Raw genomic sequence first — 20,679 nt, 5'->3', positions numbered from 1 at the left:
ACGCCGTGTGGGACGTCTTCTTCAGCTACAGCCGCGGCGACGCGGAGCGCGTGCGGGCGCTGGTGGACGCGCTGCGCACGGCCGGGCTGAAGGTGTTCACGGACGAGGCGGGCGTGGCCGGATTCGCGGCCATCAGCCGCACGATCCGCGCGGAACTCGCCCGCTCCCGCGCCCTCCTCGCCTTCTACTCCCTCGGATACCCCGAACGCCAGGCGTGCCAGTGGGAGCTGACCGCCGCGTATCTCGCCGGGCTGCGCGAGGGCGACCCGCGGCGCCGCGTGATGGTGGTCAACCCGGAGCGCGGAACGGGCCACATCCACCCCGTCGAGCTGCGCGACGCGCGCGCCTGGCCGTGGCCGCACACGGGCGGGGCCGGCAGGGCGCCCGCGGACGGTGCCGTACGGGCGTTCGTCGCCGACGTCCGGGCGCATCTGGAGCGCGTGCCCGGGCCCATGCCGCTGGAGCCGGACGGCGCGGACGGGCGCGCGGACGGCGCCCCGCCCTGGCTGCTGGACCCGCCCCCGTCGGCCCCGGCGAGTTCGTGGGGCGGCTGCCCGAACTGTGGCGGGTGCACAGCGGGCTGCACGCGCACGCGGCGCCGCTCGTGACGGGCCGTTCGGCGGCGCGCGCGGTGCAGATCAGGGGCATGGCGGGCATGGGCAAGTCCCTGCTGGCACGGGAGTACGCGCTGCGGTTCGGGGCCGCCTTCCCCGCGGGGATCTGCTGGCTGGACGCCCGCCGTGAGGGGGCGTACGAGAGCGGGCTGAGCGCGCTCGCACAACGGCTGGGCACCCAGGACCTGTACGGCTGGTTCGAGTCGCGCGGTGAGCCGTTCCTCTTCGTCGTCGACGGCCTGCCGGGCGGGCTGACCCCGGCGGGCGCCGCCCGCTTCCGCGCCCCGCACCCCCTCGGCCGTACGCTCCTCACCACCCGTAGCCGCGCCTACGAGGCGGTGGGAGCGCCCGTCGACCTGCGCTCCCTGCCGCCCGAGGACGCGACGGAGCTGGCGGGTTCGTACGAGCTGGCCGTCGAGGTCGGCGGGCACCCCCGCGCCCTCGCGCTGCTGGGCGGCGCCGTGCGCGCGGGCCAGGACCCGCGCGCCCTCAGCGGCACGCTCTACGCGCCGGGCGGCTCCCCGCTGGACGTCCTGGCGGGGGACGCGGACGGCGCGGGCTTCACCCTCTCGCTCGCCCGGGACGCGGTGGACGCGGGGCCGGAGGCGATGGACGTGCTGCGCTGCGCGGCCGCCCTCTCGCCGCTGCCCCTCGCGGAGGAGCACGCGGCGGCGGTGCTGGCCGCCGCGGACTCCGTGCCCGCGGCGGTGGCCCGGCGCCGGGCGGCGACCGGCATCTCCGAACTCCGCGTCCGCAGCCTCCTCTCCCGCGACGGCCACGACGGCCACGGCGGCCACGGCGGTCATGATGGTCGGGACGGTCATGATGGCCGAGACGGCCGCGACGGCGGGTGGCAGCCGCACCCCGTCACGGTGCACGCCTGGCGCCATCACGACCCCGCTCCCGCCCGGACGGAGGCGCTGCGGCACGCGATGCTGCGTACCCTTGTCCCGGACGCGGGCGGCCGGAGGGAGGCACGACGGATGACGGCACCAGGGACGGCGAGCACGGAGCCGGAGCGGATGGCGGCGTTCGACATCCAGGTCGAGCTGGTCACCCGCATCGGTGTCCAGGCGCTGGAGCCCGGTACGGGCAGCCTCCGCGAGGCTCTGTCCTCGCTGCACGCCCTCTTCGGCTTCACGCGGGAGACGCTCCGCGAGTACAGCATCAGCCTGGTGGGCCCCGGCGAGGACGCGGCGCCGACGGTCCAGGCCCTGGCGCACGAGCTCCTCAACGGCACGCTGCGGCCGTTCACCAGCACCTGGCATCCGCGCCTGGCCGCCTACGAGGCCCAGTGCCCGCCCGGGACGAGCCCCCTCGACCACGAGGCGAGCTGGCCCGAGGCCGACGCCCTGCGCGAGGCCCTCGCGGATCTGCGCGCCCCGCTCCGCCGTATCGCCACCGGCCTCGCCGCCATCTCCGGGGCGGACTTCGGCATGGCCGAGGCGGGCTAGGGACCTTCCGGCGGCGCGCCGCCGTCCTTCCCAGTGCCGCCTCGTGGCCGTACCGTCGCGTAGTACCACGGGAGTTGGCATAAGTACCACGCGGCCGACGCGTCCCAATCCCGCCACCCCGCGCCCCATTTCGGCACATTCCCCCTCACGGACACTCCTTGACACCCCTGATTGGTATAGGCCAATATCCGCCTTGGTCTGCACCAACGTCGCCCCTCGGAGGTCCCTCATGGCACACAGCAGCCACCCGGAGCTCATCCGGCTCGCCAACTCCGTGCTCCAACCGGGGTTCGTGGGCACGACCACCGCACCGGACTGGCTGCGCCGGAGGATCTCCGAGGGCCTCGCCTCCGTCGTCCTGTTCGGCCGCAACATCGAGAGCCCCGAGCAGGTCGCCGCGCTCACCGCGTCGCTGCGCGCCGAGAACCCCGACCTCATCGTGGCCATCGACGAGGAGGCGGGCGACGTGACGCGCCTCGACGTGCGTACGGGCGCGTCCTGGCCCGGCAACCTCGCGCTGGGCGCCATCGACGACCCGGACCTCACCGAGGAGGTCGCCCGCGACATCGGCCACAGCCTGCGCGCGATAGGCGTCTCGCTCGACTACGCGCCCAGCGCCGATGTGAACTCCAACCCGATGAACCCGGTCATCGGCGTCCGCTCGTTCGGGGCGCGCACCGAGGTGGTCTCCCGGCACACCGCCGCCTGGATCCGGGGCCTCCAGTCCGCCGGGGTCGCCGCCTGCGCCAAGCACTTCCCCGGGCACGGCGACACCAATGTCGACTCGCACCACGGCCTTCCGCGGACGTCGGCCGACGCCGACGAGATCGCCCGTGTGGCCCTGCCGCCGTTCACGGCGGCCATGGAGGCGGGCGTCCGTACGGTCATGACCGCGCACATGCTCATCCCCGCGTACGACGCGGAGCTGCCCGCCACACTCAGCCCGAGGATCATCGACGGCCTGCTCCGGCGCGAGCTGGGCTTCACCGGGCTGGTCGTCACCGACGGCATCGAGATGGGCGCCGTCTCGGGCCCGTACGGCATCGCGGGGGCCACGGTCAGGGCCGTCGCGGCGGGCGCCGACGCGGTGTGCGTGGGCGGCGAGAGCGCCGAGGAGTCGACCACCGTCGAACTGGCGGACGCCCTCGTCGCGGCCGTGCTCGACGGCACGCTGACCGAGGAGCGGCTCGCGGAGGCGGCGGCGCGCGTACGGGAGTTCGCCTCGTGGTCGGCCGAGCTGACGCGGAAGGCGGACCCCGACGCGAAGGTGCCCGACATCGGCCTCGTCGCGGCCCGCCGCGCGGTCCGGGTGCACAGCAGGCCCGGTACGGGCGCCGAGCTGCCGCTCGTGGGGGCCCCGCACGTCGTGGAGCTGTCCCCGACGATGAGCCTCGCCGTCGACGGCGCCACCCCGTGGGGTGTGGCGGACCCGCTCCGCGCGCTGCGGCCCGGCACCACCTCCGTCCGTATCGCCGAGGACGAACTGGCGGGCCAGGACGACCTGCTGGACCGTGTCGCGCTCGCGCCCGCGACCGGGCGGGAGCTGGTCGTCGTCACCCGTGACGCGGCCCGGCACCGCTGGATGTCGCAGGCGCTGGCGGGGCTCGTGAGCCGCCGCCCCGACGCGCTGGTGGTCGAGATGGGCGTGCCCGGCGGCGACCACCTCGGCGCCGTCCACCTCGCGACGCACGGGGCGACGCGCGTGTCCGGGATCGCGGCGGCGGAGGTGCTGGCCGGGGCCTGACGCGAACGACGGGGGCCGGCCTGCCGCGCCCCGTGCCCCCTGACGGTGGCCCGTGCGCACGCTGCTCGCGGGCCACTGACGCATGCCATGGGCACCCAACTGGGGCCCCTGGGGCGGGGGTTGACACTGCCGGTGGTCTAGTCCAACCTGGGGACACATCGAGTTGGTCTAGTCCATCTCTGGGGAAGCGCGGCACCGCACGTCCGTACGCTCGCAAGTCCGTACGTCTGTCCGTCCGGGTTTCTCCGTCCCCGTGATGGACGCGAGCACGAGGAGGGAGAACCACCGGCCCCGCCGTCGGCGGGAGCCACCGCCTCCATGAACGGCCGGCGCGCAGCCGCCCTTCCGCTCGCCTGACCACGAGCCGTCACGGCCCTCCGTCCGGATGCCGCATCCCGTCGGCATGAACCGGCCCGCCGTGCCTTCCTGCCTTCTTCTCTCCCGCCTCTCCGCGTCCCTGTTTCCTCAGGTCCTCGCGCCCGGGTGCCCGTGTGCCCTCGCGGCGCGACGGAGAGCGCTCTCTTCCGTCCACTCCATCCGCAGTTACGACTACGCACCGGAGCATTCGCATGCCCACGCCCGACGGATTCCTGTACAGAGCGGCATCGGACACCCCGTACTTCAGCGCGGACGGCGAGACCTATCTCGCGCCGACGCCGCTGAAGGACATCCGGAAAGCCCGCCCGCTGCGCGTGCTTTCCGAGGAGGACTACGCCTTCTGGCAGACGTACGGCTACATCGTCGTCCGGGAGGCCATTCCCGCCGACGCGGCCCGGCGGCTGCTCGACTTCACCTGGGAATTCCAGGGCCTCGACCCCGAACGGCCGGAAACCTGGTACCCGGAGCGGAAATTCCGCGACGACCTCGACCGGGACCTCTACATCTACGGCTTCGTCGAGGCGTACCACCACCAGCTCCTCTGGGACAGCCGCCAGGCCCAGCGGGTCTACGACGCCTTCGTGGACGTCTGGGACTGCGAGGAACTGTGGGTGACCCTCGACCGGCTCAATCTCAACCCGCCGAACGTCAAGAACCGCGACCGGGCGCTGATCGACCCCACAGACGAGGGATTCGACATCAATCTCCACTGGGACGTCGACTCCACCCTCGGCGTCCTTCCCCAGCGGGTCCAGGGAATCATCGCGCTGAACGACACCCGCGAGGACCACGGCGGATTCCAGTGCTCACCGGAACTCTTCCGCCGGTTCGACCGCTGGAAGCTCGACCAGCCGGAGGACCGCGACCCGATCAGGCCCGACGCCGACCGTACGGAATTCCCCGTGGTGCGGCCCGAACTCAAGGCGGGCGACCTGCTGATCTGGAACGGCATGCTCGCGCACGGCGTCGCGCCCAACACCTCGGAAAAGGGCGTCCGCGCGGTCCAGTACCTCTCGATGATGCCCGCGCTGGAATCCCACCACGCGCTGACGAAGTCCCGCGTCGAATCCTGGCGCCATCTCAGCACCCCGGACTGGAACAAGACGCTCGTCGGCGACGCGGTCCGGCACGAGTCCGAGCGCTACGGAACGGCCGAGCTGACCCCGCTGGGCGAAAGGCTGCTGGGGCTCGCGCGCTGGCACGCGTAGGAATCCGATCGGTGAACCGGAACCGGAGAACCCGAATGCGCTCAATCTGTCTGACCCTTCCCACGAACAGGGCCTGCGCGCCCATGGTGACGGCACTGATGCGGGAGGCGGCGTACGCGGCACGCCGATTCGACGCCGAGGTGCACGTCCTCGTCCTGGACTCCTCCGACCCGGACTCCTACGCCGAACACGCGGCGGCGCTGCGCCGGGCGCGGGAGGCGCACCCCGCGCGGCACGTCGTCACGCACCATCTCGGCGACGAGGAACAGCGGGACTTCCTGCGCCGCGTCATCCACGGCGCCGGGGTCGCCAAACCGGAGCTGATGCTCGACCTCATGCTCCCCGAAGGCGTCTCCTACGGCGCCTGCACCAACCGGGCCTTTCTCCTCGCGAAGGCGCTCGGCTGCGAATCCGTCCACCGCCGGGATTCCGACAGCAATTACCAGGTCCACGACGGAGAACTCGTCTTCCCCGTCCACCACGAACTCCTCTCCCTCGGAAAGCTCCCGGGCGAGGCGGCTGACGCGGTCACGGAGACCGCGCTCGCCCCCGAGCACGCCGGAAGGCCGGTCGCGCTCGTCGCCGGGTCCTTCGTCGGGGAACTCTCCGTGGACATCGGCGAGATCCAGCGGCTCGACCCCGAGGTCTACCACGACGTGGTGAGCCTGTGGGCCCCCATGGACTGGTCGCGGGAGCGGAAGCGGGAACTCGTCGGCGAATCCTTCCGGGGCGCCGGGAACGCGCCGTTCACCGGCGACCATTCCGTGCTGACCCTCGTCGACCCGATGCGGATCGACATGTGCAACATCGGCTTCCACGGCGTCCACGAGCGTGTGCCGCTGCCGCCCGCGACCGACACCATCGGCAGCGATTACTTCCTGATGCACCTGGTCCGCAACGCCGGACTGCCGGGCGTGCTGCACAACCGGAACATCGTGAACTTCTACACGGGCGAGAGAAGGACCGACCCCGGATTCCACGCCTATCAGACGCGGTTCGCGAAATTCTTCCTCTCGATGCTCTACCTGAATTTCCTCTACGACCGGCTCGCGGAGGAAGGAACGGCGCTGCTCGACGCCGGGCACCGGGTCCGCGCCGACCGCGTCGCGGAACTCGTACGGGAGAGCACCCTGCTGGACACCGCCGAGAACACCGAACGGCTCGACGTCCTCGCGCGCTCCTACCGGAAACTCGGCGGCCGGTACGCCGCATTCGCCGACTCCCTGGAACCGCGCGCGGCCCGGCTGCTGGACGAGGCCCGGCAGGACATGGAGGACTTCGCGCTGCTCACCGAGGTCTGGGACGCGCTGATGCGCACGAGCGCGTCCACGAGCGTCCCCCGGCTCCCGTGGTAGCCCCGGGACGGCCGGGACAGGGCATCCCCGTGCCGGGACAGGGCACCCCCGTGCCGGGATCGGGCATCCCCGTGCCGGGAGAGGACATCCCCCTGTACGTCACCGCACGGCTGCGCGCTGCCCTGGCCGCCGCCACCGAGGACCAGCTCGTCTTCGACCTCCCGGGCATCGAGGAGCGGTACGCGACGCTCGTCCGCGAACTCCCCGGTGTCGCCGTCCGCTTCGCGATGAAGGCCTGCCCGGTGGACGAGGTCCTGGCGTGTCTGGTCCGGCGCGGCTCCGGGTTCGACGCGGCGAGCCCGAACGAGATCGCGCAGGCCCTCGCGGCGGGCGCGGCCCCCGGCGACATCCACTACGGCAACACCGTCAAGTCCGACCGGAACATCGCCGAGGCGTACCGCCTGGGCGTACGGGACTTCGCCACCGACTGCGTGGAGGACGTCTGGGCGCTCGCGGCGCACGCCCCGGGCGCCCGGGTGTTCTGCCGGCTCGCGACCGACGGGGACGGGGCCCTGTGGGGCCTCAGCCACAAGTTCGGCTGCTCGCCCGCCGACGCCCTCCGGGTGATGGAGACGGCACGGGACACGGGCCTCGTGCCGTCCGGCCTGTCCGTGCACGTCGGCTCGCAGCAGATGTCCCCCGACGCCTGGCGGAACGCCGTCGAGCGCATCGCCGGGGTCCTCGTCGCGCTGCGCGGACGCGACATCCACCTGGACCACGTCAACCTGGGCGGGGGCCTGCCCGCGCTCGGCTGCCTCGACCGGCACGGCACGCCCCTGGACCCGCCGCTCGACAAGATCTTCGCCGTCCTGCGCGACGGAATGCGGCACCTGCGCGAACTCTCCGGCACGCCGCTGGACTTCCGTTTGGAACCGGGCCGCCATCTGGTCGCCGACCACGGTGCCATGCGCGCCCATGTCTCCCGGCTGTCGGCGCGACGGGCGGCCACGGGGGAGCGGCAGCACTGGCTGTACCTGAGCTGCGGGAAGTTCAACGGCCTGTACGAGATGGACGCGCTCCAGTACCCGCTGGTGTTCCCCACGCGGGGCGGGTCCGAGCTGGTGCCCGCCGTCGTCGCCGGACCCACCTGCGACAGCGACGACGCGTACAGCCACGAGGGCGGGCTCGTCCACGTCCCCAGGAGCGCGGCCTCCGGGGACCCCGTCTGGATCCTCTCCTGCGGGGCCTACGCGACGAGTTACACGACAAGAGGGTTCAACGGCTTCAGCCCGCTGCCCGTGTCCGTAGGAGGGCCGCGCTAGATGCTGACCCTGGGACACGACGTCCGCGTACGGCTCCTGTCCGACGGCGACTGGAGCGCCGTCGCACGGCTGGAGGCCCGCGTCTACGGGCCCCTCGGCCTGTCCGAGGGCGAGGAGGCGCTCGCCTCACGGGCCCGGATCTCGCCGGGGACGTGCTACGCCGTGGACTCCGGCGCGCACTTGGCGGGCTATCTGGTGGCACTGCCGTATCCGCCGTTCCGGAGCCCCGATCTGGCGCGTACGGAGCACACGAAGTTCCGCACGGCCAATCTGCATCTCCACGACCTCGCCGTCGCGGAACGGTTCCGGGGCAGAGGGCTGGCCCGGCGCCTCCTGGAACGGCTCACCGCGACGGCACGGGACGAGCGGTACGAACGGATCTCCCTGATCGCCGTCGCGGGCAGTGCGCCCTTCTGGACGGCACGCGGATTCCGCCCCCACCGGGAGGTCGCCCTCCCGGCCAGCTACGGCACAGACGCGACGTACATGTCCATGGCGGTGCCCGGAAGACGAAGAGGCTGATGCACATGCTCCGTGTCCGCGACGACTACCGCCGGGCCCAACTGGCCATCGCGGCACTGTTCTGCGTGCTCGGATTCCAGTACGCCACCTGGGCGGCGCGGCTCCCCGCGATCAAGACGGAACTCGGGCTGACGGACGCCGAACTGGGCCTGCTGCTCATGGCGACCGGCGTCGGCGCCGCCGTCTCCTTCCCTCTGGTCGCCGTCCTGACACGGCGGCTGGGGTCGCGACGGCTCGCCGTCCTCTCGGCGCTCTTCCTGGGCGTGCTCCTGATCGCCCTGGCCGCCGCGCCCAACTATCCCGTCGCGCTGCTCGTCATGTGCGCCGACGGCGTGGGCGTCGGCTGTCTGAACGTCGCCATGAACGCGCAGGGGGCCGAGCTGGAGTCCCGCTTCGAGCGGACCGCGATGGCGCGGCTGCACGCCACGTTCAGCGCCGGTTCGCTGGGCGCCGCGCTGCTGGCCTCCGGCGTCAACACGGTGACCTCGTCCATGACGGCCCATTTCGCCACCGCGACCGTCCTCGTGCTGCTCCTCGTCGCCTTCGCGAACCGGGGCCTCCTGACGGAGAAGGAGGCGGGGACGGAGGCGGACACGGACGCGTCGAGGAGTTCGGAGGAGGGAACACCGGATCCGGAACGGAAGCCCCGCAAGGGCCTCACCCTTCCCACCCGCGTGACCCTCTGGATGGGGTGCGCCATGGTCTTCGGCACCGTGGCGGAGGGCGCCATGAACGACTGGTCGGCCCTCTACATGAAGGAGGTCGCCCACGCCTCCTCGCACGTCGCGCCCCTGGGCATCGCGGTCGTCTCCGTGATGATGGTCCTGGCCCGCCTCTTCGCCGACGGCTGGCGCTCCCGCTGGGGCGACGGCCGTATCGTCCGCTTCGGCAGCGTCCTGGCGGGCGCGGGCCTCGCCCTCGCCCTGCTGGCCGGCGGCGTGGTCCCCGCGCTGATCGGCTTCGCGTGCGTGGGCCTCGGCATCGCCGCCGTGACCCCCTGCGTCTATGTGGCCGCCGCCCGCCAGGGCTCCCAGGCCCTCGCGCTGGTCGCCGCCATGGGCACCACGGGCCTCCTCGCGGGCCCGCCCGTGATCGGCTTCATCGCGAACGCCACGACGCTCACCTGGGGCATGGCCACCGTCGCAGCCTCCGCCTCGCTCGTCGCGCTCTGCGCCCTCCGCATCCGCTGGGCGCCCGCGCCCGAGCGGGATACGGCGGACGCGGACGCCGACGCGGACGCGCGGAACGCCGAGCCGTCCGTGGCCACCGGCCCGTAGCTCCGTAGCCCCGTAGCCGGGAGCCCGTGGCCCCGCAGCCCCGTGGTTCCCGGCCTCCGCCGCCGTTGTCAGTGGTGACCCGTAGCGTGGAACGGTCGGTGTGCGGAGGCTCCGGAGGGCGGTGAGCGGTGATGGACGAGCGGGCGTTCGTGCGGTGTGCCGCCGTCTTCGTGCCCACGGACGTGCCGCGTGAGGGGCGGGTCGCGTTCTGGCGGCCGGACGGGGGCGCGCTGCCCGGGAGCGGCGGCGAGGCCGGGAGCGTCGCCGTCGCGGGGCTCGGGGACGTCGAGGCCCGGTGGCTGACCGTCGGCGAGGCGCTGCCCGTGCTCACCCGGGCCAGGACAGCGCCGTCCGCGCACCCGGCCGCCGCCTGCTGGGGCGCCGCCGCGCTGCACGCGCTGCGGATGGTGGCCATGGGACGGCTCGTCGCGGGCGTCGGCGCGGGGGACACCGACGTATGGCGGGCCGGTCCGCTGGCGGCGGAGGACGCGGCGCAGGTCGCGGGAATCGCCGCGGCCCTGCCTTTCGAGGGACACGCCGTGCCGGTCGACGCGAACGGGACGGACGCAACGGATGTAACGGACACAGGCGTAGACGCGGACGCGGGGCCGGTCGCCGTAGGGGAGGCGGTGCCGGAGCCGGAGGCGCTCGTCCGGGCGTTCCTCGACGCCGTCGCGGACGCGCTGCCGCGCACCTCCGCGGCGCCGCTCGCCGCCGGGGAGGCGTTCGCGGGGCGCCGTGCCCAGCGCCTGGGGGAGCGGTTCCCGGCCGTCCGGGAGTGGGCCGACGAGGTCGACGCCGAGGTGGACGCCGGGGTGCGGATCTCGCTCCGGCTGGACCTGTCCGCGCGGGACCTGTTCGACGGCACCGGCCGGGAGGACGAGGCCGTCGCGGCGGCGGTCGTGCAGGCGCAGAGCGTCGCCGACCCCACGCTCGTCGCGGACGTCGCCGACCTGTGGCGAGGCGAGGCCGAGCACATCGGCCCCCGGGGCAGGACGGGCACGGTGCTCGCCGTCCGGCGTGCCGCCCGCGTGTGGCAGCCCCTCGGGCGGCTGCTGGAGCGGCCCGTGCCGGACGTGCTGTCCCTCAGCGAGGACGAGGTGGAGGAGCTGCTGGGCCGTGCGGGCCGCCGGCTCGCCGCCGCCGACGTCGCGGTGCACTGGCCGCGCTCCCTCGCCCGCGAGCTGACCGCGACGGCCGTCGTGCGCCCGCGCGGGACGCGCGCCCCCGGCTCCTCCGCCGACAGCTTCGGCTTCTTCGAGGAGCGCAAGCTCCTGGAGTTCCGCTGGCAGATCGCGCTGGGCGGCGAGCCGCTGACCGAGGGCGAGCTGGACGAGCTGGCCGAGGCCCAGCGCCCCCTGGTCCGGCTGCGCGACGAGTGGGTGCTGGTCGATCCCGCGCTCGTCCGGAAGGCGCGGCAGCGGGACCTCGGGCTGCTCCAGCCCGGGGACGCGCTGGCGCTGGCGCTGACCGGCACGGCCGAGATCGACGGGGAGCGGACCGAGGTCGTGCCCCAGGGCGCGCTGGCCGGACTGCGCGACAGGCTGGGCGCCGTCGAGCCCGTCCCGCCGCCCGCGGCGCTCCACGCCCGTCTGCGGGACTATCAGCTCCACGGGCTGGCCTGGCTCGACCTGATGACCTCGCTCGGCCTGGGCGGCTGCCTCGCGGACGACATGGGGCTCGGCAAGACCGTCACGCTGATCGCTCTCCATCTGCGGCGCGCCGAGGCGGGCCAGAAGGCGCCGACCCTGGTCGTCTGCCCGGCGTCCCTGCTGGGCAACTGGCAGCGGGAGATCGCCCGCTTCGCCCCCGGCACCCCCGTCCGCCGCTTCCACGGCGAGGCCAGGGAGCTGCCCCCGGACGAGGGCGGCTTCGTGCTCACCACGTACGGGACGATGCGGGCCCGCGCGGAGCGGCTCGCCGCCCACGAGTGGGGCATGGTCGTGGCCGACGAGGCCCAGCACGTGAAGAACCCGCACTCGGCGACGGCCCGCGCGCTGCGCACCGTCCCGGCCCCCGCCCGCGTGGCCCTCACCGGCACCCCGGTGGAGAACAACCTGTCGGAGCTGTGGTCCCTGCTCGACTGGACGACGCCGGGGCTGCTCGGCCCCCTCAAGACCTTCCGCGCCCGGCACGCCCGCGCCGTCGAGACCGGGGAGGACCCCGAGGCGACCGCGCGGCTGGCCCGTCTGGTGCGGCCGTTCCTGCTGCGCCGCCGCAAGACGGACCCCGGCATCGTCCCCGAGCTGCCGCCCAAGACCGAGACGGACCACCCCGTCGGGCTGAGCCGCGAGCAGACCGCGCTCTATCAGGCGGTGGTCCGCGAGACGCTCGCCCGGATCGGCGAGGCCGAGGGCATGGAGCGGCGGGGCCTGGTGATGAAGCTGCTCACCGCGCTCAAGCAGATCTGCAACCATCCGGCGCAGTATCTGCGCGAGAGCGCGCCCGGCGTGGACGCGCCCCGGCTCGCGGGCCGCGGCACGCGCTCCGGAAAGCTCGACCTTCTGGACGAGCTGCTGGAGACCATCCTGTCCGAGGGCGGCGCCACCCTGGTCTTCACGCAGTACGTCGAGATGGCGCGCCTTCTCGAACGGCACCTGGAGGCGCGCGGAATCACCACCCAGACCCTCCACGGGGGCACGCCGGTCGCGCGCCGCCAGGAGATGGTCGACCGCTTCCAGTCCGGCGAGATCCCCGTCTTCCTGCTCTCCCTCAAGGCGGCGGGCACGGGCCTGAACCTGACGCGGGCGTCCCATGTCATCCACTACGACCGCTGGTGGAACCCCGCGGTGGAGGAGCAGGCCACCGACCGTGCGTACCGCATCGGCCAGACGCAGCCCGTCCAGGTGCACCGGCTGCTCACCGAGGGCACGGTCGAGGAGCGCGTCGCCGAACTGCTCGCGGCCAAGCGCGAGTTGGCGGAGGCCGTGCTCGGCGGCTCCGGAGAGGCCGCGTTCACCGAGCTGACCGACGCCGAGCTGACCGACCTCGTCTCCCTCCGGAGACCGGAATGACCGCCCGTACGGGAGCGGCCCGTACGGAAGGGACCGGCGCCGTGAACGCCCGTACGGGCGAACCCCGTTCCGCTCTCGCCGCTGCCTGGCTGCGGGCCCTGGAGGAGGTGGCGCCCGACGCGGGGCGTCTCGCGCGCGGCCGGGCGTACGCGCGCGACGGCGGCGTCGACGCGGTCCGGGTCGGCCCCGGGCGCCTCGTCGGCTTCGTCCACGGCAGCAGGCCCCGTCCGTACCGGGCGTCCCTGCGCCTGCCCGAACTGACGCCGGGGGAGTGGGACACCTTCCTCGGCCTCGCCGTCGCGGACCCGGCCCACACGGCCGCCCTCCTCGACAAAGAGCTGCCGCCCGCGCTCGCCGGGGAGGCGCGGGCGGCCGGTGTCCGGCTGCTGCCGGAGCCGGGCGAGCTGCGGCCGGGGTGCTCGTGCCCCGACCCCGTCCGCCCCTGCAAGCACGCCGCCGCGCTCGCCCACGAGGCGGCGGCCCTGCTGGACGCCGACCCCTTCGTGCTGCTGCTGTTGCGCGGGCGGCCCGAGGACGAATTGCGCGGCGAGCTGACCCGCCGCCAGCGCGCGACGGGCGAGGCCGCGCGCCCCGCCATGCCGACCGTCCCCGCCGAAGTGGCGCGGGCGAGGGGCGTACGGCCGCCGCTGCCCGAGCCGCTGCCCCTGCCCGAGGCCCCCGCCGAGTCGCGGTCGTACCCCTCGGTGCCGGGCGGGCCCAGCCCCGACGGGCTGGAGTTCCTGGCGAGCGACGCCGCCGTGCGCGCCCACGCCGCGCTCGTGCGGGGCACCCCTCCGCTGCCGTCGCTCTCCGTCTGGCACGACACCATCCGCCTCGCGGCCACCCACCCGCGCCTGACCGGGCGGCGCACGCTCTCCCCGCTCTTCGCGAGCTTCGCCAAGGCCGCCGGGCGCACCCCGCAGGAGCTGACCCGTGCCGCGGCGGCCTGGCGGCAGGGGGCCGAGGCCGGGCTCGCCGCGCTGGAGGAGGCGTGGGACCCGCCCGCGGGTGACTTCGACCGCGCCCGGGGCGCCCTGGCCGCCGCCGGCCGCCCCCGCATGACCATCTGGCGGAACCGGCTCACCGACCCCACGCACACCGTCCAGCTCCGCTACGGCAGGGACGGCCGCTGGTATCCGTACCGGAGCGATCCCGGCGAGGACGACTGGTGGCCCGAGGGCCCCGCCGCCGACGACCCCGTGGGCGCGCTGGAGAGCTGACGCCACCACGGCCTCGGGGCCGCCACGGCCCCGGCCGGTGACGTGGCCTCAACCGTCTCCGCCGGGGGCGGCCAGGTCCTGGGCGGCGTGCTGGCCCGCGGCCGTGGCGCGGGTGAGGAAGTCGGTGAGGAGCGCGAGGTCGGCGTCGGTGTAGTCGGCGCAGATCGCGTCGATCGCGGAGTTCATCCCGGCGTAGAGGGAGACCAGTTCGCCGTTGCGGTCGCGCAGGGCGCGGATCCGCATGGCCCGGCGGTCCGAGGGATCGCGCTCGCGGGCGATCCACCCCGCGCGTTCGAGCCGGTCGAGGATCCCGGTGAGCGTGGCGGGATGGAGGTTCGCCTGACGTGCCAGCGCCGTCGGGGTGAGCGGTCCGGTGCGGTTGATCAGGTCGAGGCAGTCGAGATCGACGTCCTTGAGCGAGACCCGGGCGCTCACCTGCCGGTCGAGCAGGGTCAGTTGCAGGCTCAGTTCCCGCAGGGCGCCCTTGACCTCGGTCGTCGCCCGCCGCCGGTCGCGGGGACTTGGCGTTACGGAACTCATAATGTACGGTCCTCAAATTAAAGTATTACGACTCTCGTACTTTAAGGGATGGAGAGGATCACGTCATGCATCTCGTCACCGGTGCGACCGGACCCGTCGGCAGGGCGCTCGTCGACGCCCTCCTCGCGGACGGGGCCGCCGTGCGCGCCATCAGCAGGGATCCGTCGGCCGCCGGACTCCCGGCCGGGGCCGACGTCGTGGAGGGCGATCCGCGCAAGCCCGGGACGCTCGCGCTCCACGGGGCCTCCACGCTCTTCGTGCACCCGCGGGCCGTCGGCGAGGAGGCCGTGGACCCCTTGCTGGCCGCGGCGGCCGAACAGGGCGTACGGCGCGTCGTCGTGATGTCGGCGATCAACGTCGAGGACGAGCCCGCGCACCAGCCCTCGCGCTTCAACGGGGACCGCAACAAGGAGGTCGAGGACGCCGTCGTCCGGGGACCGCTGCCGTGGGTGAGCGTGCGCCCCTCGTCGTTCGCGCTCAACGCCCTCACGATGTGGGCGGGCCAGATCAGGGCGGGCGACGTGGTGCGCGGTCCGTACGCGTCGTTCGCCGAGGCGTTCGTGCATGAGAAAGACGTCGCCGAGCTGATCGCCCGCGCGCTGCGGGACGAGACGCTGGACGGCCGTCACCTCCCGGTGACCGGGCCGCGGTCGCTCACCCACGCCGAGGCCGTGACGGTCATCGGCGAGGTGCTCGGCCGCCCGCTGCGCCACGAGGAGATCCCGGCGGAGGCCGCCGCCCGGGCCATGGTCGGGCCCGGCGGGCTGCCCGAACCGTTCGTCGAGGCGCTGATGGCGCGCTACGCCCGCGGCGAGGGGCGGCCCGCGGCCGTCGCCGGGCAGCCGGGCGGACGGACGTTCGCGCAGTGGGTGGCCGACCACGCGGCGGACTTCGGGGGAGAGCGGGGAGAGGGGCGATGACCATGCGCCTCGCCCACCTCGTGAGCCTGCTGTGCGCCGGCCTGTTCGCGGGGTTCCTCGTGGCGGTGCTCGTGCTGGAGAACTCGCTGCGCTCCTACGGCGCGCCCGTCTACACCCAGGTCCGGCAGGTCGAACTCGACGGCCTCGACAAGCTGGCCGCCGCGACCCTGATCCCGGCGACGGCCGCCACGCTGCTCCTCGTCGTCCTCGCCTTCCGGGCGCGGGCGCGGGCCCGTTGGCTCGCGCTCGCGGCGCTGGTGCTGATGGCCGTGGTCCTCGTGGTGACCGTGAGCGTCAACCTGCCGATCAACAGCGAGCAGCTCGACTGGTCCGTCCGCACGCCGCCGGCCGACTGGGCGGACGAACGGGACCGCTGGCAACTCGCCCACGTGGTCCGTACGGTCGCCGCGCTCGCCGCCTTCGCCCTGCTGGCGACCGCGATGACGCGGCGCGGCACGGGTGAAGGCCACGGCACGGCCGTAAGAGGCGGCCCCGCCGTACGGCGCGAGACCGCGGCGCAGCGCGACACCGCCGCACGGACCGCCCTCCAGCGGTGGCCGTCGGGCTAGTGGCCGTCGCGTCCGGCGGCGGGCGGGGGGCCATCCAGGGCGCCCAGCGCGGTCATCATCCCGAGCCCGTCGGACACGACCCAGTACTCGGCGAGGCGGTCGTCCGCGACGCTGAAGATGTCCATCCCGGAGAACGCGATGCGCGTCCCCGGCAGCGCCGTGGCCCCCGGGATGCCGTCGCGGTACGTCCCGTGGAACGTCCAGCGCGCGGCGACCTTCCCGTCGCCGATGACGGGGCCGACGTCCAGCGTGTTCTCGATGTCGGCGAAGTAGGTGTGGGACTGGCGGATCTGGTCCGCGGCCGCGCGCGGCCCGTGGACGTCGAAGTCCGGCCAGTGGCCCACGAAGTCGGGCGCGAGGATCTGCTCGGCCAACTCGAAGTCGCCGTGCCACAGATCGAAGAGCCACTGCCGGTAGAGGGTCTCGATGGCATCCATGCCCCCATTTTGCGTACGCGTACGCAGCGAGGTCAAACACCCTGCCTCATGTCCCCAGCAGCGCGTCGACCAGCAGGGCGAGATCCGCCGCGAAATGGTCGTGCCGGTCGGGCGCGCTCCAGTACGGAGCCAGCGCGGCGACCGTCGGATACGCCCCCGGGTCGGCCCCCGCGGGCACGCTGACCTGATACGGCGCCCGGTCCCGGTCACCCGGCCGGTCACCCGGCCGGGTGCCGCGCCGCTGCGCGAGGTCGCCGAGCAGGAAGCCCCAGACGATCCGGTTCGCCGTGGCGGCCCGCTCCAGGGAGAGGCCGCACGCATGCCAGGCCGCGTAGATCTCCTCCAGCAGCCACAGCACGGACGGCGCCATCAGGTCCCCGCGCCGCAGCACGTCCACGATCCACGGCCGTACGGCCAGCTCGTCGTGTTCCCAGCGCAGCAGGGCGAGCAGCCGTTCGCGGGGGTCCTCGGGCAGCTCGGGGCGGGGCAGCCCGGCCACGATGCGGTCGAGGACGAGCAGCAGCAGCTCGTCCTTGTCGCGTACGTGCCGGTAGATGCTCATGGGGGCGCTGCCCAGCGCGTCGGCGACCTTCCGCATGGACAGCGCCTCGCTGCCCTCCTCCGTGACGAGGGCCAGGGCAGCCTCGACGATCCGTTCCCGGGAGAGCCGCGCGGGACGTCCGCGCCGTACCGCCTGTCCGCTGTCGTTGTCGCTCACGGTCGGCAGTCTGGCACCGCGTCGTGCGACCGGGAGACCGACCGGTACGCTGCGCGTCCTACGCACGGCAGGAACAGGAGTGGGTCGATGGCCTTTCGCAAGGCGACGATGAAACAGCAGGTGGCCGAGGCCGTCGCGCAACAGGCGCCCGGCGACAGGGCGTTGGTGACCCTCGCGACCGTCACGGGCCCCACCCCGTGGGTCAGCGTCGGGCTCCTGGGCCTGATCGGACAGTTCCTGGTGAAGTACTACTTCGTCACGGTCACGGACCAGGCGCTCCTGCTGCACCGGATGAACCGCTGGAACCAGCGCCCCAAGGACATCGTGCACGCGATCCCGCGCGACCAGGCGCAGGCGCTCTTCCGGGAGGTCCAGCTCAACCCGCTGTGGAGCTTCTTCCACATCACCCTTCCCGACAAGCCCCAGCCGGTCCGCGTCAACGTCCACCGGATGTGGCGCAACGAACTGGAGCAGCTCCTCGCCACCCTCGGCAGCACCCCGCAGCAGCCCTACGGACAGCAGCAGCCCTACGGCCAGCCCCCGCAGCAGCCGTACGGCCAGCCGCAGCCCCCGCAGCAGCCGTACGCGCCACCCCAGCAGCCCTACGCGCAGCCGCCCCAGCAGCCGTACGGCCAGCAGCCCCCGCAGCAGCCGTACGGCCAGCAGCCCTACGGCCAGCAGCCTCCGCAGCAGCCGTACGGCCAGCAGCAGCCGGGCCCGTACAACCCCTACGGCGGCTGAGGGCCGGACGCCTCATGAACGACGCGCGGAACGCGCTCTCCCGGGGGCTCGGCCTGCGGGACGCGGTGGTGATCGGGCTCGGCTCCATGATCGGCGCGGGGATCTTCGCCGCGCTGGCCCCCGCCGCGGAGGCGGCGGGCGGGGCGCTGCTCGTCTCCCTCGCCGTGGCGGCCGTCGTGGCGTACTGCAACGCGACGTCCTCGGCGCGGCTGGCCGCCCGCTACCCCGAGTCCGGCGGGACGTACGTCTACGGGCGTGAGCGCCTCGGCCCGTTCTGGGGTCACCTCGCGGGCTGGGGCTTCGTCGTCGGCAAGACCGCGTCGTGCGCGGCGATGGCGCTCACGGTCGGCGCGTACGCCTGGCCGGGGCAGGCGCACGCCGTGGCGGTGGCGGCCGTGGTGGCGCTGACCGCCGTGAACTACGCGGGAGTTCATAAATCGGCCCTGGTCACCCGCGTCGTCGTCGCCCTCGTCCTCGCCGTGCTGGCCGCACTGGTGACGGCCGCGGCGACGAGCGGCGCGGCCGACACGGGCCGCCTCGACCCGGCGTCCTGGTGGGACTCCGGAACGTCCGGCGGGGCGGGCGGCGTGCTCCAGGCGGCGGGGCTGCTGTTCTTCGCGTTCGCCGGGTACGCGCGTATCGCCACGCTCGGCGAGGAGGTCAGGAACCCGGAGCGGACGATTCCGCAGGCGATCCCGCTCGCGCTCGGCATCACCCTCGTCGTCTACGCCGCCGTCGCCGTGGCGGCGCTCGCGGTGCTGGGGCCGCGCGCCCTGGCGGACGCCGCCGCGCCCCTGTCCGCGACGGCGCGCGCCTCGGGCGCCGACTGGCTCGTGCCCGTGGTCCGGGGCGGCGCCGTCCTCGCCGCGCTGGGCTCGCTGCTGGCCCTCGTCCTCGGTGTCTCGCGCACCGTCCTGGCGATGGCCCGCGACGGCCGGCTGCCCCGCCCCCTGGCGGCCGTCCACCCCCGGTTCCAGGTGCCGCACCGGGCCGAACTGCTGGTCGGGGCCGTCGTCGCGGTGCTGGCGGCGACCGTCGACGTGCGCGGCGCGATCGGCTTCTCCTCGTTCGGGGTGCTCGTCTACTACGCCGTCGCGAACGCCTCCGCCTGGACGCTGACCCCTCAGGAGGGGCGACCGCCCCGGCTCGTACCGGCGCTGGGGCTGGCCGGTTGCGCGCTGCTCGCCTGCACGCTGCCCCTCGCCTCCGTGCTCTCCGGTGCCGTGGTGCTCGCCGTCGGCGCTGCCGCCTACGGCGCACGCCCCCGGGGTGCGACGCACTGACCACGCCGGGGACGCTACGGTGGCAACCCATCAGAGCTGGGCGGCGACTTGGAGGGGAGGCCGGGCGCCGGCCCGCCGCACGATTCGAACCATCCTCACAGGGGGGACCGCACAGTGACCGCAGTTTTCACCGCTGCCTATGAGGGCCTGACGGCGGAACAGGCACGGCTCTACCGGCTGCTGGGGCTGTACCCCGGCCACAGCGTGGACATCGGCCAGGCCGTGTGTGTCGCGGGAGCCGATCCGGAGACCGCGCAGGAACTGCTCTACGCGCTGGAGGACGCGGAGCTCCTTGAAGAGGGCGAGGACGGGCGGTACCGCTTCCTCGGCGAGGCCCGCGACCACGCCCGCGCGCAGGCGCTGCACGTCGAGAGCGAGGCCGAGCGCGAGGCGGTGCTGGAGCGCTGCGTCGACTACTACGTCACCGGTGCCGCCTTCGCCGACCTCGCCGTGATGGGCGAGCGACGGCTGCGCGTCGGCGGCGAGGCCGTCCGCAGGCCCGGCGCCTACGACCCGTTCGAGGGCCCCGACCGGCGCGGCCACGCGCTCGGCTGGCTCATAGTCGAACGCCTCGACGCGCTCGCCGTGCTGCGCGCCGCCGTCGAGCACGGCGGCATGGCCCACGACGCGTGGCAGCTCGCCGAGTCCCTCACCGCCCTCCACCTCAACCACCGGCTGCCCGAGGAGTGGGTCTCCTGCTGCGCGCTGGGCGCCGAGGCGGCCGCCGCCGACGAGAACCCGGCGGCCGAGGCGCGGCTGCGCGCCCTGCTCTCCCGCCCGCTGCTCGACCTGGGCGAGGAGGAGCGCGCCCGCGCGGAGCTCGACCGGGCGCGCGAACTCGCCGACGCGACCGGCGACGCGCGGCTGCGCGCCTTCGTCCTGGGCCTGGACGGCCGCTACTGGCAGGCGAGCGACCCCGACCGCGCCTGCGCCGCCTACGAGAGCTCCCTCGCCCTCAACGAGCAGGCGGGCGACGCGCGCGGCGCCGCCCTCTCCCGCACCTTCCTCGGCTGGGGACTCTGCGCCGCCGGGCAGTACGAGAAGGCCGTGCCCGAGCTGCGCGCGGCCGAAGAAGCGCTGCGCGGACTGGAGGACCCGCGCGGCATGGGCCGCACGCTGGCCGTCCTGGGCCGCGCGCTGGAGGGCGTCGGAGCCCACGAGGACGCCGTACGGGCGTACGAGGACGCCGTGAACGCCCTGCGCGAGTGCCAGGCCACCCACTACGAAGCCGAGGCCCTCGAAGCCCTCGCCGCGTGGACGGCGGGCCCGGGCGAGGACGAGGACGCGGCGCGCGTCCAGCTCGCGCGCGCCCTGGAGCTGGACGAGGAGGGCGGCAGCCCGCGGGCCGACTTCCTGCGCGAGCTGCTCGCGGAGCACTGAGGGGCCACATCCGAGCGGACGCGGGCGCCGGGAGGCGGAGCCT

At 74.2% G+C, this 20,679-nt stretch carries 18 protein-coding genes; 15 read left to right on the top strand and 3 right to left on the bottom strand.

The window, feature by feature from the left end; genetic code table 11:
- The first annotated feature begins 5 nt into the window (after positions 1 to 5).
- The 10 genes from ABD343_RS16315 (at position 6) to ABD343_RS16270 (ending at position 14,048) form a co-directional block, all read left to right on the top strand.
- Positions 6 to 608 carry a toll/interleukin-1 receptor domain-containing protein gene (locus tag ABD343_RS16315; protein ID WP_344528681.1) on the top strand — a complete coding sequence of 201 codons (603 nt, stop codon included), beginning with the start codon at positions 6 to 8 and terminating at the stop codon, positions 606 to 608.
- Entirely contained in the window at positions 542 to 2,068 is a 1,527-nt protein-coding gene (locus ABD343_RS16310) for a TIR protein (protein WP_344528679.1), read from the top strand. The genes ABD343_RS16315 and ABD343_RS16310 overlap by 67 nt, the downstream gene beginning before the upstream one ends.
- Positions 2,069 to 2,297: 229 nt before the next feature.
- A complete protein-coding gene (locus ABD343_RS16305; protein WP_344528677.1) occupies positions 2,298 to 3,812 on the top strand; it encodes a glycoside hydrolase family 3 protein in 1,515 nt (504 codons plus the stop codon).
- Positions 3,813 to 4,381: 569 nt separating this feature from the next.
- On the top strand, positions 4,382 to 5,398 hold the full coding sequence (locus ABD343_RS16300; protein ID WP_344528675.1) for a phytanoyl-CoA dioxygenase family protein: 1,017 nt from the start codon (positions 4,382 to 4,384) through the stop codon (positions 5,396 to 5,398).
- Between the two features lie 35 nt (positions 5,399 to 5,433).
- Positions 5,434 to 6,753 (top strand): DUF6271 family protein, encoded by a 1,320-nt coding sequence (locus ABD343_RS16295; RefSeq protein ID WP_344528673.1) that lies wholly within the window; start codon positions 5,434 to 5,436, stop codon positions 6,751 to 6,753.
- Between the two features lie 71 nt (positions 6,754 to 6,824).
- The gene (locus ABD343_RS16290) at positions 6,825 to 8,015 is read left to right on the top strand and encodes a type III PLP-dependent enzyme (RefSeq protein ID WP_344528671.1); all 1,191 of its coding nucleotides are present in this window, start codon (positions 6,825 to 6,827) and stop codon (positions 8,013 to 8,015) included.
- Positions 8,016 to 8,537 (top strand): GNAT family N-acetyltransferase, encoded by a 522-nt coding sequence (locus ABD343_RS16285; protein WP_344528669.1) that lies wholly within the window; start codon positions 8,016 to 8,018, stop codon positions 8,535 to 8,537.
- A gap of 5 nt (positions 8,538 to 8,542) precedes the next feature.
- Complete coding sequence (locus ABD343_RS16280; RefSeq protein ID WP_344528667.1) at positions 8,543 to 9,814, top strand: MFS transporter; 1,272 nt, start codon at positions 8,543 to 8,545, stop codon at positions 9,812 to 9,814.
- Between the two features lie 131 nt (positions 9,815 to 9,945).
- Positions 9,946 to 12,828 (top strand): DEAD/DEAH box helicase, encoded by a 2,883-nt coding sequence (locus tag ABD343_RS16275; RefSeq protein WP_344528665.1) that lies wholly within the window; start codon positions 9,946 to 9,948, stop codon positions 12,826 to 12,828.
- Positions 12,825 to 14,048, top strand: coding sequence for an SWIM zinc finger family protein (locus ABD343_RS16270; RefSeq protein ID WP_344528663.1), 1,224 nt, complete (start codon positions 12,825 to 12,827; stop codon positions 14,046 to 14,048). The genes ABD343_RS16275 and ABD343_RS16270 overlap by 4 nt, the downstream gene beginning before the upstream one ends.
- 48 nt (positions 14,049 to 14,096) lie before the next feature.
- Here the strand turns inward: ABD343_RS16270 and ABD343_RS16265 are convergent, their stop codons facing one another.
- A complete protein-coding gene (locus ABD343_RS16265) occupies positions 14,097 to 14,588 on the bottom strand; it encodes a MarR family transcriptional regulator (protein ID WP_344528661.1) in 492 nt (163 codons plus the stop codon).
- 65 nt (positions 14,589 to 14,653) lie between these two features.
- Between ABD343_RS16265 and ABD343_RS16260 the strand changes: the two genes are divergently transcribed.
- The gene (locus ABD343_RS16260) at positions 14,654 to 15,508 is read left to right on the top strand and encodes an NAD(P)H-binding protein (RefSeq protein ID WP_344528660.1); all 855 of its coding nucleotides are present in this window, start codon (positions 14,654 to 14,656) and stop codon (positions 15,506 to 15,508) included.
- Positions 15,505 to 16,077, top strand: a complete 573-nt coding sequence (locus ABD343_RS16255) for an anthrone oxygenase family protein (RefSeq protein WP_344528658.1) — start codon at positions 15,505 to 15,507, stop codon at positions 16,075 to 16,077. The genes ABD343_RS16260 and ABD343_RS16255 overlap by 4 nt, the downstream gene beginning before the upstream one ends.
- Here ABD343_RS16255 and ABD343_RS16250 read toward each other — a convergent pair.
- Both ABD343_RS16250 and ABD343_RS16245 read right to left on the bottom strand, forming a co-directional pair.
- A complete protein-coding gene (locus tag ABD343_RS16250) occupies positions 16,074 to 16,514 on the bottom strand; it encodes an ester cyclase (RefSeq protein WP_344528656.1) in 441 nt (146 codons plus the stop codon). The two genes, ABD343_RS16255 and ABD343_RS16250, sit on opposite strands and share 4 nt — an antisense overlap.
- Positions 16,515 to 16,560: 46 nt before the next feature.
- Positions 16,561 to 17,232, bottom strand: a complete 672-nt coding sequence (locus ABD343_RS16245) for a TetR/AcrR family transcriptional regulator (protein WP_344528654.1) — start codon at positions 17,230 to 17,232, stop codon at positions 16,561 to 16,563.
- Positions 17,233 to 17,319: 87 nt separating this feature from the next.
- On the opposite strand from ABD343_RS16245, the gene ABD343_RS16240 reads away from it, so the two are divergent.
- The 3 genes from ABD343_RS16240 (at position 17,320) to ABD343_RS16230 (ending at position 20,636) form a co-directional block, all read left to right on the top strand.
- Positions 17,320 to 17,973: a hypothetical protein gene (locus ABD343_RS16240; RefSeq protein WP_344528652.1), complete on the top strand. Its 654-nt coding sequence runs from the start codon at positions 17,320 to 17,322 to the stop codon at positions 17,971 to 17,973.
- Positions 17,974 to 17,987: 14 nt separating this feature from the next.
- Positions 17,988 to 19,256: an APC family permease gene (locus ABD343_RS16235; protein WP_344528650.1), complete on the top strand. Its 1,269-nt coding sequence runs from the start codon at positions 17,988 to 17,990 to the stop codon at positions 19,254 to 19,256.
- 114 nt (positions 19,257 to 19,370) lie between these two features.
- Entirely contained in the window at positions 19,371 to 20,636 is a 1,266-nt protein-coding gene (locus ABD343_RS16230; RefSeq protein ID WP_344528648.1) for a hypothetical protein, read from the top strand.
- Positions 20,637 to 20,679 lie beyond the last annotated feature (43 nt).

This window comes from Streptomyces albiaxialis (assembly GCF_039530985.1).
GTDB lineage: Bacteria > Actinomycetota > Actinomycetes > Streptomycetales > Streptomycetaceae > Streptomyces > Streptomyces albiaxialis.
The sequence above is the reverse complement of the archived record's forward strand: the minus strand, read 5'-3'. Positions and strand labels throughout refer to the sequence as shown.

Bases quoted from the DNA above. Each gene is read 5' to 3' on its own strand.
- ABD343_RS16305 (WP_344528677.1), top strand. From the start codon at position 2,298: ATGGCACACAGCAGCCACCCGGAGCTCATCCGGCTCGCCAACTCCGTG.
- ABD343_RS16300 (WP_344528675.1), top strand. From the start codon at position 4,382: ATGCCCACGCCCGACGGATTCCTGTACAGAGCGGCATCGGACACCCCG.
- ABD343_RS16295 (WP_344528673.1), top strand. From the start codon at position 5,434: ATGCGCTCAATCTGTCTGACCCTTCCCACGAACAGGGCCTGCGCGCCC.
- ABD343_RS16285 (WP_344528669.1), top strand. From the start codon at position 8,016: ATGCTGACCCTGGGACACGACGTCCGCGTACGGCTCCTGTCCGACGGC.
- ABD343_RS16280 (WP_344528667.1), top strand. From the start codon at position 8,543: ATGCTCCGTGTCCGCGACGACTACCGCCGGGCCCAACTGGCCATCGCG.
- ABD343_RS16275 (WP_344528665.1), top strand. From the start codon at position 9,946: ATGGACGAGCGGGCGTTCGTGCGGTGTGCCGCCGTCTTCGTGCCCACG.
- ABD343_RS16270 (WP_344528663.1), top strand. From the start codon at position 12,825: ATGACCGCCCGTACGGGAGCGGCCCGTACGGAAGGGACCGGCGCCGTG.
- ABD343_RS16265 (WP_344528661.1), bottom strand. From the start codon at position 14,588: ATGAGTTCCGTAACGCCAAGTCCCCGCGACCGGCGGCGGGCGACGACC.
- ABD343_RS16260 (WP_344528660.1), top strand. From the start codon at position 14,654: ATGCATCTCGTCACCGGTGCGACCGGACCCGTCGGCAGGGCGCTCGTC.
- ABD343_RS16255 (WP_344528658.1), top strand. From the start codon at position 15,505: ATGACCATGCGCCTCGCCCACCTCGTGAGCCTGCTGTGCGCCGGCCTG.
- ABD343_RS16250 (WP_344528656.1), bottom strand. From the start codon at position 16,514: ATGGATGCCATCGAGACCCTCTACCGGCAGTGGCTCTTCGATCTGTGG.
- ABD343_RS16240 (WP_344528652.1), top strand. From the start codon at position 17,320: ATGGCCTTTCGCAAGGCGACGATGAAACAGCAGGTGGCCGAGGCCGTC.
- ABD343_RS16235 (WP_344528650.1), top strand. From the start codon at position 17,988: ATGAACGACGCGCGGAACGCGCTCTCCCGGGGGCTCGGCCTGCGGGAC.